The 15919-nt window shown below is 66.0% G+C and carries 5 protein-coding genes and 2 pseudogenes; 2 read left to right on the top strand and 5 right to left on the bottom strand.

All coding sequences use genetic code 11. The features are described 5' to 3' along the window. Positions 1-55: 55 nt before the first annotated feature. Together G6N41_RS16860 and lpqS are read right to left on the bottom strand one after the other, a co-directional pair. Positions 56-1168: an FAD-dependent oxidoreductase gene (locus G6N41_RS16860; protein ID WP_198965188.1), complete on the bottom strand. Its 1113-nt coding sequence runs from the start codon at positions 1166-1168 to the stop codon at positions 56-58. Positions 1169-1329: 161 nt separating this feature from the next. Further along, entirely contained in the window at positions 1330-1758 is a 429-nt protein-coding gene (lpqS, locus tag G6N41_RS30350; RefSeq protein WP_456320225.1) for a putative copper homeostasis (lipo)protein LpqS, read from the bottom strand. Between the two features lie 449 nt (positions 1759-2207). Here lpqS and G6N41_RS16855 point away from each other — a divergent pair, with 449 nt between their 5' ends. Beyond that, positions 2208-3977: an ABC-F family ATP-binding cassette domain-containing protein gene (locus G6N41_RS16855; RefSeq protein ID WP_198965187.1), complete on the top strand. Its 1770-nt coding sequence runs from the start codon at positions 2208-2210 to the stop codon at positions 3975-3977. Between the two features lie 14 nt (positions 3978-3991). Beyond that, positions 3992-5275 carry a cytochrome P450 gene (locus G6N41_RS16850; protein WP_198967897.1) on the top strand — a complete coding sequence of 428 codons (1284 nt, stop codon included), beginning with the start codon at positions 3992-3994 and terminating at the stop codon, positions 5273-5275. Here the strand turns inward: G6N41_RS16850 and G6N41_RS16845 are convergent. From G6N41_RS16845 to G6N41_RS16835, 3 genes and pseudogenes are all read right to left on the bottom strand, one after another. Further along, entirely contained in the window at positions 5258-6319 is a 1062-nt protein-coding gene (locus G6N41_RS16845; RefSeq protein WP_198965186.1) for a type III polyketide synthase, read from the bottom strand. The genes G6N41_RS16850 and G6N41_RS16845 overlap by 18 nt on opposite strands. A 153-nt stretch (positions 6320-6472) precedes the next feature. Beyond that, positions 6473-9562: pseudogene (locus tag G6N41_RS16840) on the bottom strand (type I polyketide synthase). A gap of 5 nt (positions 9563-9567) precedes the next feature. After that, positions 9568-15911 (bottom strand): annotated as a pseudogene (locus tag G6N41_RS16835) (SDR family NAD(P)-dependent oxidoreductase). Positions 15912-15919 lie beyond the last annotated feature (8 nt).

The following is a 15919-nucleotide window of genomic DNA, read 5'->3' as shown; positions in this document are numbered from 1 at the left end:
CTTGGTACGGGCTCCGAACGGAGCGGGTATGGATACGCTCCTGCCTAATTCACGTTCAGGCAACACCCTGTCTGGCGAATATTCGGTAGGCCAAATTGGCAACCTCCTGAGCACATCCCCAGGAGAGGCTGATGCCGGCGCCACCATGACCGTAGTTGTGCACGATCCGAGTGCCGGGCTGGGCTTCCAGCCGCACTCCGTCGCGGCGGAAGGGCCGCAACCCGACCCGTACCGGATGAATCACGTCCGGTGCAGCGCTGCGCAATGCCGGCAAGAACTCGACGCAGCGATCGAACATCATGCGCAACGGCGGATAGTCAGCCAGATTCAATTCGGTGTCGTATCGGTCCGGCTCGACAAGCCCGCCCAGCACCAGCTGATCCGATCCGCGAGGCACGATCGAGATCAGGTTCTGCTGGTCGGTAGCGGCATCGTTGGCCACCACGTGAGCTGCGGTTACCCGCGAGGTCGCGGTACGTTCCTGCAGCACCCGCAGCAACGCGCCGCGGTGCGGAACCACGGTCGTGTCCTCGGCCAGCTCCCGCGCGCCCAGTCCCGCGCAGTTGATGATCAATTCGGCACGGTATGCGGTCAGCAGCCGATTTTCCTGATTGACGAGCGGGCCGAAGATGCGACGACGGTCGACGCAGACGCCCGCATTCTTGGCCTCGCGAGCAAGCCAGGCCAGATACCAGTCGGTATCAATGGTGGGTGCCAGGTAGGAATAGGCGTCGATCACACCCGAGTCCCGGTTGACGCCGTGCTTATCGATCAGCGCCGGGTCGTGGAGGAACCCCGGCACAAATCGCTTCACCTCAGACATCTTCGCGAACTCGATCGGGTCGTCCTCGATGCGGCGACCGAAGTAGTACACCGCCGGCCTCAGGCCCACCCCGGTACCCGGATCCGAGGCGAGCTGGGCGAAGCGGAGGTAGGAACGCATCGCCCAACCCGCGTATCGAGCCAATACAGCCTGGTCTTGGTAGCGGCCGCACCGCGACGGCGGCCACTCCCACATCGCCCCGGCCGCCGAGGACACCGCGTCAATGCCGAACCCGTCGGCCGAGACGACGACCTGCCAACCCCGCTTGGCCAGCACCATCGCGGTGGTCCATCCGCTCACACCGGCCCCGATGACCACGACCCGTGGCCGGTCCCCGAGCGTCATGACCGCACCCGCTCCGCGTTGGCGCAACGCACCGACCCAGTGGGGCCGGCATTTGTCTGGTGGCACCTTCGGTCCACAACACGATTCACGACATTCTCTTTCCTGCATCAAGTGCCGCGAACACGCGGCATAGGACCTGGACAGCGGCGAACGCTGACCGGTCAGCGGCGAGATATACAGTTCCGGGCCAGGATGCTCCGGCCCGTAGCGGCCATGACAAGGCGAATAGGCCCAAGCGATCCCGGCGGCCCTCGGGTGGCCGAGAACACCGTTACAGCCAGCCAAGCGACCAGCGCGACCTCTGTCGCCAGGACGCCCGGTCCAACCGCGCCGGTTATCCAGCCGTGCTGTATCGCGTCGGGGCAAGCTTGGGTCTGCCGCACGCAGTGGCAATCGTGGGCGGCCCGCACGCCGGGCGATCCAGCAAACACTTGACCGGACGCGGCGATCAGGTTTGACAGTGCCCGACCAGCAGCACTCTCGGCCTTTCGCCCGTGGCACGCAATGAGGCTCCCGAGCAACCAAACGACAGCGACCGCGGCGATCAGGTAACGCGGCCACGGTTTCAGGAGAGTCCTCTCGAAGCACATGGCAGCGATCATACTAGCACCCCTAGGGGGTATATCCCAGCGCGAAACCGGCGAGCCCGCACCAGCGCGGCAGCATGCCCCGAATACGAGCTGTTGACGTGGTTCTTTCGAGCGAAAACCGGAGGCGTCACGGCGCGGCGCCACAACTCGGCTATACCAGATACCTGTACTGGGTATAATGGGAAGGTGCCCGCTCCCCCGTCGCCACCGCCGAGGATCCCTTCGACCAGTCACCCAACCACGCTGACGTAACAGGTTGCCGTCTCGGCGAAGAAGCGACGTTCACTCACCCACCCAGACCCATCGGCCGACGTGTCGCGCAAGACCTACCCAGCAAATCCCCGACGGGCACCTTCTCGGCGAGCACATCCCCCGGTCGGCGGGGTGACCGATGTTGGGTAGGCGACCGAACGCAAGCCGCCGGCATCCTCGCCGGTAGTTTTGGGCCGGTGGCACACCTACTCGGGGCCGAGTCCATACACCTGGCATATCCGACTCAGGTGATATTCGACTCGGTGACATTGGGCGTCAACGATGGCGCACGCATCGGGATCGTCGGTCGAAATGGGGACGGCAAGTCCAGTCTGCTGGGGCTGCTCACCGGAGGACTGCAACCGGACTCCGGCCGGGTGACCCGACGCAGTGGCTTGCGTATCGGCGCGGGCAGCCAAAGCGACAACCTGGACCCGAGCCATACCGTCGGTTGGACACTTGTCGGGGACCAGCCCGAACACCAGTGGGCCGGCAACGCGCGCATCCGCGACGTGGTCAGCGGCCTGGTATCCGACATTGGCTGGCACGCCAAGGTTGGCACGCTCAGCGGCGGCCAGCGCCGGCGTGTGCAGCTGGCCCGCCTCCTGATCGGCGACTGGGATGTGATCGCCCTAGACGAGCCCACCAACCACCTCGACATCGAAGGAATCACCTGGCTGGCCAGCCACCTCCAACAACGCTGGGCGCGCAACACCGGCGGACTGCTGCTGGTCACCCACGACCGCTGGTTTCTCGACGAGATCGCCACCACCACCTGGGAAGTTCACGACGGAATCGTGGAGCCCTTTGAAGGCGGTTACGCGGCCTACGTGCTGCAGCGAGTAGAACGCGACCGGCTGGCGGCCACGGCCGAAGCCAAGCGGCAGAACCTGATGCGCAAAGAATTGGCCTGGTTGCGGCGCGGCCCGCCAGCGCGAACCTCTAAACCGAAGTTCCGGATCGAGGCCGCAAATCAACTGATCGCCGACGTGCCGCCGCTGCGCAACACCGTCGAACTGGCCAAGCTCGCCACCGCCGGGCTGGGCAAGGACGTCATCGATCTACTCGACGTGTCGGTGTCCTACGGTGACCGCCCGGTGCTGCGTGAGGTCGAGTGGCGGATCGGCCCGGGTGAGCGCACCGGCATCGTCGGCGCCAACGGCGCCGGAAAGTCCACCCTGCTGGGGCTGATCGCCGGGACCATCCAACCCGACTCGGGTCGCGTCAAGCGCGGCAAGACCGTCCGGATCGCCGTGCTTGATCAGCAGGGCGACGCGCTGGCCTCGGCCGCCGAAGACCGGATCGCCGATGTGTTGGGCCGGCTGCGCGCCGACTACCAGGTCGACGGGCGCGAAGTCACCCCGACACAGTTGCTGGAACGCCTGGGCTTCGCCAAGGGGCAACTGTCCGCGCGAGTCAGCGAACTCTCCGGCGGGCAGCGGCGGCGGTTGCAGCTGATGCTCACCCTGCTGTCGGAACCCAACGTGCTACTTCTCGACGAGCCGACCAACGACGTCGATACCGACATGCTGACCGCCGCCGAGGACCTACTCGACTCCTGGGCCGGCACCCTGATCGTCGTCTCGCACGACCGCTATCTGCTCGAACGAGTCACCGATCAGCAGTACGCGATCCTGGACGGCCAGCTGCGCCACCTGCCGGGCGGCATCGACGAATACCTGCAAATGGCGGCACGTCCGGCGGCCAAGGCCAGCCAAGAACCGGCCGCGCCAGCACAGGCGATGTCGGGCGCTCAGCGCCGGGCCGCCGAGAAAGAGTTGACCGCACTCGACCGCCAACTCGCCCGTCTGGCCGAACGCATCGCGGCAAAGCACACCGAACTCGCCGAATACGACCAGTCCGATCACGTCGGGATCACCGAGCTGACCCAGCAGCTGCGGGCGCTAGAAGACGAGGTTGTCGCGACCGAGGAGCGTTGGCTCAAACTCTCCGAGACACTTGAATGAGCACCTACCGGACGGTGCCCTACCGTCCCGGGGAGGCACTGCTGGCGCTGTATCGGCGCCGTGGTGCATTCATCGACGCGGGAGTCGGGCGCCAAGGTTTCGTCTATCTGCTGGGCCCCGAGGCGAACAGGTTCGTGTTCGCCAATGCCGACGCGTTCAGCTGGCGCGAGACGTTCGAGAGCCTGGTGCCCGTCGATGGACCGACCGCACTGATCGTCAGCGACGGCGAGGATCACCGCCGTCGCCGCAGCATCGTGGCGCCCGGATTGCGACACCGAAGCGTGCAGGACTATGGCGCCACCATGGTGTCCACCATCGACAACGTCATCGACAGCTGGCGGCCAGGGCAACCACTGGACATTTACCAGGAGTTTCGTTGCGCGGTGTGCCGCAGCACGACCGAGAGCCTGTTCGGCCCACGGCTGGCCTCCCATTCGGACTATCTGGGCCGACAACTGCAGCCTCTGATCGACCTGACCCACCGGCTGCCCCAGGTGATGCAACTACAGCAGCGGCTCAACTCACCGGGTTGGCGGCGGGCGATGGCCGCGCGCACCCGCATCGACGAACTGATCGATGCTGAAATCGCCAACGCTCGCGCGGGGCCCAGCCCCGACGACCGCATGCTGACCGCACTGATCAACGGCCGTTCCGAAGAAGGCTGCGCGTTGAGCGACAACGAGATTCGCGACTCCATCGTTTCGCTCATCGCGGCCGGCTACGAGACCACCAGCGGTGCGCTGGCGTGGGCCACCTACACCTTGCTCACGTTGCCCGGCGCCTGGGAGACGGCGGCCCGCGAGGTTGCCCGGGTGCTCGGCGGCACCGCGCCCAGCGCCGAGACCCTCGGCGCTCTCACCTACCTCAATGGCGTTGTGCACGAAACGCTTCGGCTCTACTCACCGGGAGTCGTCTCGGCGCGCCGGCTGATCCGCGACCTCTGGTTCGACGGGCACCGGATCAACTCGGGACGACTGCTGATCTTCAGCGCATACGTGACCCATCGAATCCCCGAAGTATGGCCGAATCCCACACAGTTTCTCCCGCAACGCTGGGATCCCGCCGCACCGGACTACGGCAAGCCCGCGCCTCATGAGTTCATCCCGTTCAGCGGCGGACTGCACCGCTGTATCGGGGCGGCCATGGCCACCACCGAGCTGGTGGTGGTGCTCGCCCGGCTAGTCGCGCGCACCAGGCTTAGGTTGCCCGCTCAGCGCATCCGCGCGGCCAATTTTGCGGCACTGGCCCCCAAACCGGGGTTGAAAGTCGAATTCGTCGACTCAGTGCCAGCGCAGTAACACCAGCTCCGCGCAGAATCCGGGACCCATGGCCAGCATCAGACCCGGGCTGCCGCTGGGCGGAACTTTGGCGATGGTGTCACGCAGAATGTGCAACACCGACGCCGAGGAAAGGTTGCCGATTTCGCCCAATGAGCGCCACGTCAGCTCGAGGGCATCCGAGGGCAACCCGAGGCTGTTGGTGATCGCGTCGAGGACCTTGGGTCCGCCCGGGTGACTCACCCATGCACCGATGTCGTTCTTGGTCAGATCGTGCATGGCCAAGAAGGCGTCAACGTCGTCTGGCAGGTATTCCTCGATCAGATTCGTCAGTTCCGGAGCCAGCCTCAGCTGCAGCCCGTGAGACCCAACATCCCAGCCCATGATGTCCAGCGACTCCGGGTACAGGCGGCTGCGCGAGTCGAGGATGTCAGGGCCGCCGGCACGAATCTGTTCCGCGCGCCGGTCGCCGACAGCGACCACGGCCGCTGCGCCGTCGCCAAACAACGCGGTCCCCACGATGCCCGACACGGTGGGTGTGACGGCGGGATAAGTGAGCGAGCACAACTCGACAGCGATCAGCACCGCGACGCCGTCGGGCGCACCCCGCAGGTAGTCATGCAGGCGCGCCACCCCGGCCGCACCCGCCACGCACCCCAGGCCGAAAAGCGGCATACGGCGTACGTCGGGGCGCAGTCCGAGGCGGCCGGCAATCCGGGCATCCAGCGACGGGACCGCGACTCCGGTGACCGTCGTGGTGATGATCAGGTCGATGTCCTGAGGCGTCAATCCCGCCTCGTCAAGCGCGCCCATCAGGGCCTCAACGCCAAGATCCACGGCTTTTTCGATGAAGATCTCGTTTGCATCGCCGAAGTCGGTCAGCGCCGGGTATTGCTCGAGTGGCAAAACAAATTGGCGGCTGTTGACCTTCGCCGCGGCATGCATGCGCCGAACAATCTCTTCATGTTCCTTCAGGCCGGGGAACTCGAGAAACGACTCGGTGATCTCACTTTGGCTATAACGATGCGGTGGTAACGCACCAAACACACCTGCGATAACACTCATTGCTCTGCCCTCAATTACTTATCGGCCAGCCCACCCGTAGCGATACTGAAGTTTAGGCGGATCTGCGGGGTCTCGCAAAGTCGCACGTATTCAACACATGTCGTATATGCGACCAGCAATGCCGCGTAATTTGTGCTGTGCGGTGCAAATTCGTCAGTCAGGGTCGTCGTCTTCGGAGTCGAGCGCCATCGCAACGAGCGCCTCGGGACTCAGCGAGTCGATGACATCGTCGCTGACAGCTGCATCGGGTGCCGGGCTTTCGTCCTGGCCGGCCAACAGCAATAACTTGTCCAGCATGCCGCTTCGCCTGAGCTCACGAACGGGAATGGTTCGCAGGACCGACCAGATCTTGTCGTCGTCTGATTCTTCGTGATTGCCACCGGACAGCTGTTCATAAAGGTGCCGGGCCAGCGCCATTGGCGTCGGATAGTCAAAAATGATGGTTCGAGACAGCGCTAAGCCGGTTGCGGCACGCAACCGATTGCGCAGTTCCACCCCGGTCATCGACTCAAACCCAAGATCTTGGAAGGCACGTTCCGCGTCGATCTGGTGGCTGTTCGAGTGGCCGGTGACGATCGCCGCGTGTAGGCACACCAGATCAACCAGCTGACAAAAGCGCTCCTTGGAATCCACGCTGTCCAAACGCGGCCGCAGCCCTGACTCGTCGCTGCTATCGGCCTTCCCGCCAGCGCCTTCACCCAACCAAAACCGCTGCCGCGCGAAGCTATATGTGGGCAGAGTAACCGTCCGGGCGCGCAGACCGGAGAACGCCGCCCGCCAGTCCAGGTCCGCACCGTCGACGTACAACTGGCCCATCGCGGTGAGTAGGGATTCGACTTCCGGACGGCCCTTGGCCAGCAACGCAACCGATGTACCCAGGCCTGCGCTCGGCCCGGTTTCGAGGAATGTCGCGGCGCCCAATGATTCGGCCAAGGCCACGCCGTCGGCGAACCGGACGGGTTTGCGCACATGCTCGACCCAGTAGCTGGCGGTTCCGTACCCCGCCGCAGCCAGCTGCCCAGTCATGTTGGACACCAGGGCAATCCGGGGCTCGTGGGCGACGATACCGCTGATCGTGGCGCCGAACTGCGCCATCATCGGCTCCATCAACGCCGAATGGAATGCATGTGAGACCGCCAACCGGTGCTCCCGACAACCCTAGCCCGTCAGCCGATCCGCTACCACGGCTGTCGCGGCCTCCGGGCCCGAAATCACCACCGAATCCGGCCCGTTGACCGCGGCGATACTGACGCCTTCCTCCAGCATCGGCGCCACCTGTGCCGCGCTGGCCGTTACCGCCACCATCACCCCGCCGGGCGGCAGCTGCGCCATCAACCGACCCCGCGCCAACACCAGTCGCGCCGCGTCCGTCAGCGATAGCACCCCGGCCACGTGAGCCGCAGAGATCTCTCCGACCGAATGGCCCATGACGAGATCGGCGACCACGCCCCAGGCCTGCAACAACGCCGCCAACGCGACTTCCAGGGCGAATAGCGCGGGTTGAGCGAACTCGGTGCCCTCGAGCAGCGACGCATCCGCACCCCAGATCACTTCTCGCAACGGAAAGCGAAGGTGTTCGTCCAACGCGTCAGCCACCGCGTCAAAAGCCTTGGCGAACGCGGAGAACCGGCCATAGAGATCCCGGCCCATGCCCAACCACTGCGACCCCTGTCCCGGAAAGACCAGAACGGTCTTGCCCCCCGAGCCGCCACGTCCGGCGACCAGGTTGACCCCCGGTTCGCCTGAGGCTAAAGCCGCCAACCCCGCCATGAACCCGCCGCGATCACCGCCCACCAGCACCGCCCGATGCTCGAACACGGACCGCGTCGACAGCAGCGACCAGCCGACATCGGCCACATCGATCGAGGGCCGCTCGGCCACCCACGCAGCCAACCGCTGCGCCTGCCCCGCCAACGCCGCCCGAGAACGCGCCAAAACCAACCACGGCACGGTAGCTTCCGTACCGTCGGGGTCCGCCACGGCCTCTTGCGGGATCGGAGCCTGTTGCACGATCACATGCGCATTGGTGCCGCCCATGCCGAACGACGACACCCCGGCCCGGCGGGGCCCGGCTCCGCGCGGCCAGGGTGTGAGTGTGGTACTGACACGCAGGCCATGGCTTTCCATGTCTGTCCCGGCGCTGCCGCCAACGTAGTTGAGACTGGCCGGTATTGCGCCATTCTCCAGCGAGAGCACCGTCTTGATCAGGCCCGCGACTCCGGCAGCGGCGCCGGTGTGGCCGATATTGGACTTCACCGACCCCAGCCACACCGGGGTCTCGCGTGTGGCAAAGACCTCGCTCAGCGCCCGGGCCTCTGTGGTGTCGCCGATTCGCGTGCCGGTTCCATGTGCCTCGACGTAGTCGATCTGGTTGGGATCTACGCCGGCGCTGGCCATCGCCCGCCGCATCACGTCAGCTTCCGCGACGGCCGAGGGGGCTGCCAGTCCACCCGCCGTGTGCCCAGCGCTGCCCACGGCGGCGCCCAGAATTACTGCGCGAATTCTGTTTCCGTCCTCGAGCGCGGCGCGCAATGGCTTGAGCAGCACCAGCCCGCCGCCCTCGCTGCGCACGTAGCCGTCGGCTCGTGCGTCGAATGCGTAGGTGCGGCCAGAGGCCGACACAGCCCCGAACTCTGTTTCCAGCCGGCCGGTTTCGCTCGCCAGGTTGAGGTGAGTGCCGCCCGCGATCGCCATCGTGGCACCACCTGCGCCGCGCAGGTATTCGCGGGCCAGGTGCACCGCGACCAGCGAGGAAGACTGCCCACAATCGACGGTCATGCTGGGACCGTGCAGGGCGAAACCGTAGGAAACCCGGTTGGCGATCATCCCCCGACTGGCCCCGGCGAACGAGTAGTGATCGAGCTTGTCCGGGGCCTGGTCCAGAGTCAGCAACGCATAGTCGTCGTTCATTGCCCCGAGGTAGACGGCGATGGGCTCGCCGCGCACTGATTCCGCAACGATGCGGGCGTCTTCGAATAGTTCCCATGCCAGTTCCAGGGCGAGTCGCTGCCGTGGGTCCATCGCCGCCGCCTCGCGCGGTGAGACATTGAAAAATTCGGCATCGAAGTCGCCGACATGGTCAATGGGTTTGGCGACTTCGTGCCCCTCAGACACCAGTTCCCAGAACTCACCGGGGTTGGCCGCACCGGGAAACCTGCATGCCACTCCGATAATCGCCACAGCCGATGCGAACTCTTGATCGCCGTCGCCATGCTGCCGGCGCAGACTCGTCGCCCGCGACATCACGCCTACGGTCCTAGTTCCTCGTCCAGGATGGCAAAGAGTTCGCTTTCGCTGGCGGAGCTGATGCCATCATCGTGGCTGTGGTCTTCCCCCCTCGACTGCGGGGATGTCAAGTCGGCCAGCAGGCCGTGGAGCCGATTCGACACCCGTTCCCTGTCTTCGGCAGTCCAGTCGGGCTCGTTGATCATGCTGTCGAGTTCGCGGGCCACCGCATCGAACCGAGCCAGCCGGTTCGGCTGTTCATCGGCGGCGGCGGGTGAGAGCGAGCTGAGTTGGGTGCTGAGGTGTTCGGCCAGTGCCGCCGGGGTTGGGTAGTCGAAGATCAACGTGGGCGAAAGTGTCAGTCCGGTCGAGCTTTTGAGGCGGTTCCGTAGCTCCACGGCAGTCAGGGAGTCGAAGCCAACGTCCTGGAACGGCTTGTTGGCATCGATATCGACGCTGGCGTTCCCGAGAAGGGTGGCGGCGTTGGTGCAGATCATGTCGACAAGTTCGCGGCTACGTTGTTCGGGGCTCAGGGTGTGCAGGCGGCTGATCAGAGCCGTCATCGAGGCACTCTTGTCGTTGGCGTCGACGGCGCGGCGCACCGAGCGAGTGACCAAGTCACGCCAGATCGGGGGAACCTCCGGGTTGGCGCTCAGCGCAGCGACATTGAGCTGGGCAGCCACCACCCCGGGGCGCTCGCCGAGCAGCGCGGCATCCAGCAGGTGCAAGGCATGTTCGGTGCTAAGCGGATCGAGTCCGACCTGCCTCATCCGGGCCAGGTCCCGATCCCCCAGGTGTTGTGTCATGGTGCTGGGTTGTTCCCACAGTCCCCAAGCGATCGAGACAGCGGGTAGGTCCTGGCCGCGCCGGTAGGCGGCGAGACCGTCCAAGAACGCGTTGGCAGCGGCGTAGTTGCCCTGACCGGGGGCCCCTGCGATGCCGGCTAGCGACGAGAACATGACAAATGCCGCCAGATCCATGCCGTGGGTCAGTTCATGCAGATTCCAGGCTCCGGCTGCCTTGGCCCGCAGCACCGGCTCCACCCGATCCGGTGTCAAGGAGGCGAGCACCGCGTCGTCGAGCACACCGGCCGCATGGAATATCCCCTTGAGCGGGTAGCGGTCCGGCAGCTGCTCCAGCAGCGCCGCGACCGCATCGCGGTCAGCCACATCGCAGGCGGTCACCGACACCTGGGCGCCGCCCTGCTGCAGTTCGGCAACCAGATCCGCGATTCCCGGCGCCTGCGTTCCAGCCCGGCTGACTAGCACGACGTGGCCCACACCATAGCGCTGCACCAGATGCCGGGCCACTGCTGCCCCGGCCATCCCGGTGCCGCCGGTGATCAACACGGTCCCTCCGGACAACACCGATTGCGCGGCCGGTCCCTGCGGCAGGGTCAAGACCACCTTTCCGATGTGGCGGGCCTGACTGACGTAGCGGTAGGCCTGCTGGGCCGACCGAACATCAAACAGCTTGAGCGGCGGTGCTTTTAGAATTCCTTCCTGAAGCAGTCCGACGACCTCGGAAAGCATCCGCGCGATCGCGTCCGGGCCCGCCTCCATCAGGTCGAACGCCCGGTAGCTCACCCCCGGGTACTCGTCGGCAACGGCTTGTGGGTCGCGCAGGTCGGTCTTGCCCATCTCGATGAATCGTCCGCCGGAAACCAACAATCGCAGTGACGCGTCGGTGAACTCACCGGCCAGCGAGTTGAGCACCACATCCACCCCGGCGCCGCCGCTGGTCTTGCGGAACTTCTCCTCGAACTCCAGCGAGCGTGAATCACCAATGTGCTCGTCATCAAAGCCCATTGCCCGCAACGTATCCCATTTGCGACGGCTAGCGGTCACGAAAATCTCGGCGCCCCAATACTTTGCCAGCGCCACCGCGGCCATACCGACTCCGCTGGCGCCTGCGTGTATCAGTACCCGCTCGCCGGCTTTGAGACCGGCCAACACCGACAACCCGTAGAACGCCGTGAGGAACACCACCGGTACACCTGCGGCCTGGGCCAACGACCATCCAGCAGGAACCGTCGTCACCAACCGCTCATCCACCACCGCTTCAGAGCCCACGACACCCACCAAACCCATCACCGCATCGCCAACGGCCAGGCCCTCCACTCCGGGGCCAACCTCGACGACCACGCCGGCGCCCTCGGCACCCAACGCCCCACCGCCGGGATACATCCCCAACGCCACCAGCACGTCCCGGAAATTCACCCCGGCCGCACCGACCGCGACCCGCACCTGGCCGGCGGCCAGGTCCACTCGAGGACACGGCTGCACCAGCACATCCTCGAGCGTTCCCCCACCGCCAACGGCCAACCGCCACGGCCCTTCCGGCAGTTCCAGCCCTGATCCGGAATCGATGAATCTCAACCGGCCCCATGTACGACACCGGAGCGCACCACCAATTGCGGCTCCCCGCAAGCGACGGCATCGGCAATGTCCACCGAATCATCGGTGTCCACCAGTACGACGCGCCCCGGATGCTCCGCGTGCGCAGAGCGCGTCAGACCCCACACCGCCGCGCCCGCCAAATCGGTAACACCTTCGCCGGCCAGGCCCACCGCGCCCCGGGTCAGCACAACCAGAACGCCGGGATCATCGCCTGCCAACCACGACTGCAGCTTCGCCAGCGCCTCGTTCACCCGCTGGCCGACGGCGACGTCACCGTCGGCAGAGCCGGACTCCCACACCACCACGTCCCGAGCCGAGTCGCTCGCGCTGAGTTCCGGTGATGTCGGAGACCACGCAACCTCGAGCAGCCGGCCGCTGATGGTGCCTCCGGCCGCAATCACGGCCGCCGACAACGCCTCACCAGAAACGGCGCGAACTACCAACTGTTTGACCGATAGCACCGGCAGTCCGCGCGGGTCGGCCAGCTACAACGACACCGACCCCGCATCCGCCGGGGTGATGCGTACCCGCAGCCGCGCCGCCCCCGCCGCATGCAGCGACACCCCCTGCCAGGAGAACGGCAGCATCAATTGATCGGTCGCGGTGGCGAACCCCCAGGCATGCAGGGCGGCATCCAGGACCGCCGGATGGATCCCGAAGCCCTGCACCGTCGCATCCTCGGGAGCGACCACCTCCGCATAGATTTCGCGCCCCCGCCGCCACACCGAGCGCAACCCGCGAAATGCCGGTCCGTAGCCATAACCACGGGCGGCGAATCGGTCGTAGACGTCACTCACATCCACAGCGGATGCGCCCACCGGCGGCCACACCGACAGGTCGGCACCATGGCCGACGCCGCTGGCGCGCAGCACGCCTTCGGCATGCAGCACCCACGAATCGCCATCCGCAGTCGACGAAAACACCGACACGGTCCGCCGGCCCGATTCATCGGCGCCGCCGACGACCAACTGTATCCGCACCGTGCCGGTCTGCGGCAGCGCCAGCGGTGCCAGCAAGGTCAACTCCTGTACCAGCGGGCAGCCGACCTCATCGCCCGCCCGCAGCGCCAGCTCCACAAATCCGGCGCCCGGAAACAGCACCACCCCGTCCACCGTGTGATCGCGTAGCCACGGGTGCAGTTCTGGTGACAACACGCCAGTCAGCACCAGTCCACCCACATCGGGACGCTCCACCACCGCCCCCAGTAGCGGGTGACCGACACCTGTCAGACCAGCGCCGGTGAGCTTGGTCTGGTCAACGCCCAGCTCCTTGAGCCAGTAGCGACGCCGCACAAAGCCATAGGTGGGTAGGTCCGTGCGCTGTGCGCCCAAGCCCGCAAACGCCTCACGCCAGTCCAAAGCTCTACCATCGGCGAACAATTGACCTAGCCCGAGGAGCAGCGCGTCGTTCTCGGGGCGGTCCTTGATCAGCAGCGGGACCGCCGGCGTCTCACGAGTCAACGACTGCTCGACCAACGCCGTCAAGCCGCCGCTGGGCCCCACCTCGACGAAGGCGGCGGCGCCCAATGACTCGGCCAACGCCACACTGTCTGCGAAGCGCACCGGCTTGCGTACATGCTCTACCCAGTACGCTGCCGATCCGTAGCCTGCGTCGGCCAGCTGGCCGGTAACGTTGGATACCAGGCTGATCCGCGGCTGGCTCGCCGAGACACCCTTCAACACCTCGGCGAAGTCCAGCAGCATCGGGTCCATCAACTCCGAGTGAAACGCGTGCGAGACGGCCAGCCGATGCGTCCGTCGTCCCAGTGCCGCAATCCGATCCACCACCTCGCCGACGGCGGCTTCCGGGCCTGAAATCACCACCGATTCAGGCCCATTGACCGCCGCCACCGCAACCCCGGACCCCAGCAGCGGCGTCACCTCCTGTTCGGACGCGGCAACCGCGACCATCGCCCCACCCGCCGCTAGCCCAGCCATCAGCCGGCCCCTGGCCGCCACCAGCCGTGCCGCATCGGATAGGGACAGGACACCCGCAATATGGGCCGCCGAGATCTCGCCAACCGAATGCCCGAGCACTAGATCGGGCACGACTCCCAGCTGTGACAGCAAGGCAGCGAGCGCGACCTCCACCGCGAACAGCGCAGGCTGCGCGAACTCTGTACTTTCCAGCAACCCCTCATCGGTGCCCCACATGACCTGCCGTAGCGGTAGCCGCAGGTGCGCATCCAACTCCGCCGCGGCCGCGTCGAATGCCGTGCTGAACGCCGAAAACCGCTCATACAGAACGCGTCCCATGCCCAGGTATTGGGCGCCTTGGCCGGGGAACACGAACACCGTCTTGCCGGTCGATCGCGCGCGGCCCACCACGACGCCCGCGCCGTGCTCGCCGGCGACCACACCGGCAAGCCCGTCCATCAACTGCACGCGGTCGGTGCCCACCACCACCGCCCGATGCTCGAACAGCGAGCGGGTTGCGGCCAGCGACCAGCCCACATCCACCGGGTCGAGATCTGGATGCTCTTCGGCCCAGGACAACAACCGTTGCGCTTGGTTCGCCAACGCCGGTGCTGAACGCGCCGACAACACCCACGGCACGGTTGAGGCGCCGCGATCAGGCTCGGCGAGATCGTGTTCGGCGGTGGGGGCTTGTTCGAGGATCACATGCGCATTGGTTCCGCTGATCCCGAAGGAGGAAACCCCCGCGCGCCTGGGGCGCCCCACATCCGGCCATGGCCGTGACTCGGTCAGAAGTGAAACCGCCCCCGCCGACCAATCCACTTGCGGCGTCGGCACATCCACGTGCAGCGTCTGGGGCAGCACACCATGTTGCATCGCCAACACCATCTTGATCAGCCCGGCCACGCCCGCCGCCGCGGAGGTGTGTCCGATATTGGATTTGATCGAGCCCAGCCACAGGGGCTCGGCGCGGTCCTGTCCATAGGTGGCCAAAATCGCCTGGGCCTCAATCGGATCCCCCAGTACGGTTCCGGTGCCGTGGCCTTCGACCACGTCCACGTCGGCCACCCCCAGCCGAGCGCTGGCCAGTGCCGCCCTAATCACCCGTTGCGGTGACGGCCCATTCGGTGCTGTCAAACCGTTGGAGGCGCCGTCCTGATTGACCGCCGAGCCCCGCACGACTGCCAGCACCGGGTGACCCAACCGCTGTGCGTCGGCCAGTCGCTCCACCACCAGCACCCCGGCCCCCTCCGACCAGGTGGTGCCGTCGGCGGCACCCGCATACGCCTTACACAACCCGTCGGCGGCCAGCGCTCGCTGCCGGCTGAACTCCACAAATGCCGCGGGGGTCGCCATCACTGTCACCCCGCCGACCAGCTCGAGATCGCACTCTCGCGAACGCAATGACTGCGCCGCCAGATGAAGCGCCACCAAGGACGAGGAACACGCGGTATCCACCGACACCGCCGGCCCCTCCAACCCCAGCACATACGCCACCCGACCCGAGGCGACACTCAATGTCGAACCGGTGAGCCCGTATCATTCCAGCTAGCCTTTGACTTCGCCGCCATAACCGGCGTGAATCACTCCGACGAATACCCCGGTCGCGGAGCCGCGCAACGTGGTCGGATCAATCCCGCTGCGCTCCAAAGCCTCCCACGAGACTTCCAGCATCAGCCGCTGCTGCGGATCCATCGCCAAGGCCTCGTTGGGACCAACGCCGAAAAAGCCGGCGTCGAAGTCTCCGGCATCCGCCAGGAATCCGCCCCGCCGTGTGTAGGTCTTGCCGCGCGCGTCCGGGTCCGGATCGAACATTGCGTCGATATCCCAGCCCCGATCGGTGGGAAACTCCGAGACGGCATCGCGGCCTTGAGTCAGCATCTCCCACAACGATTCCGGAGAATCCGCTCCCCCGGGATACCGGCAGCCCATGCCAACCAGCGCCACCGGCTCGGAGAGCTTGTCTTCCAACTCCGCGACCCGCCGGCGGGTGCGCCGCAGATCCGCGGTCAGGCGTTTGAGGTAATCAACATGCTTGGTGGTTTCCGTCAAGATTGCTC

Origin of the sequence: Mycobacterium shottsii (genome assembly GCF_010728525.1) — a bacterium.
Lineage (GTDB): Bacteria > Actinomycetota > Actinomycetes > Mycobacteriales > Mycobacteriaceae > Mycobacterium > Mycobacterium marinum.
Note: the sequence above shows the minus strand (reverse complement) of the source record. Positions and strands in the feature narration are given on the sequence as shown.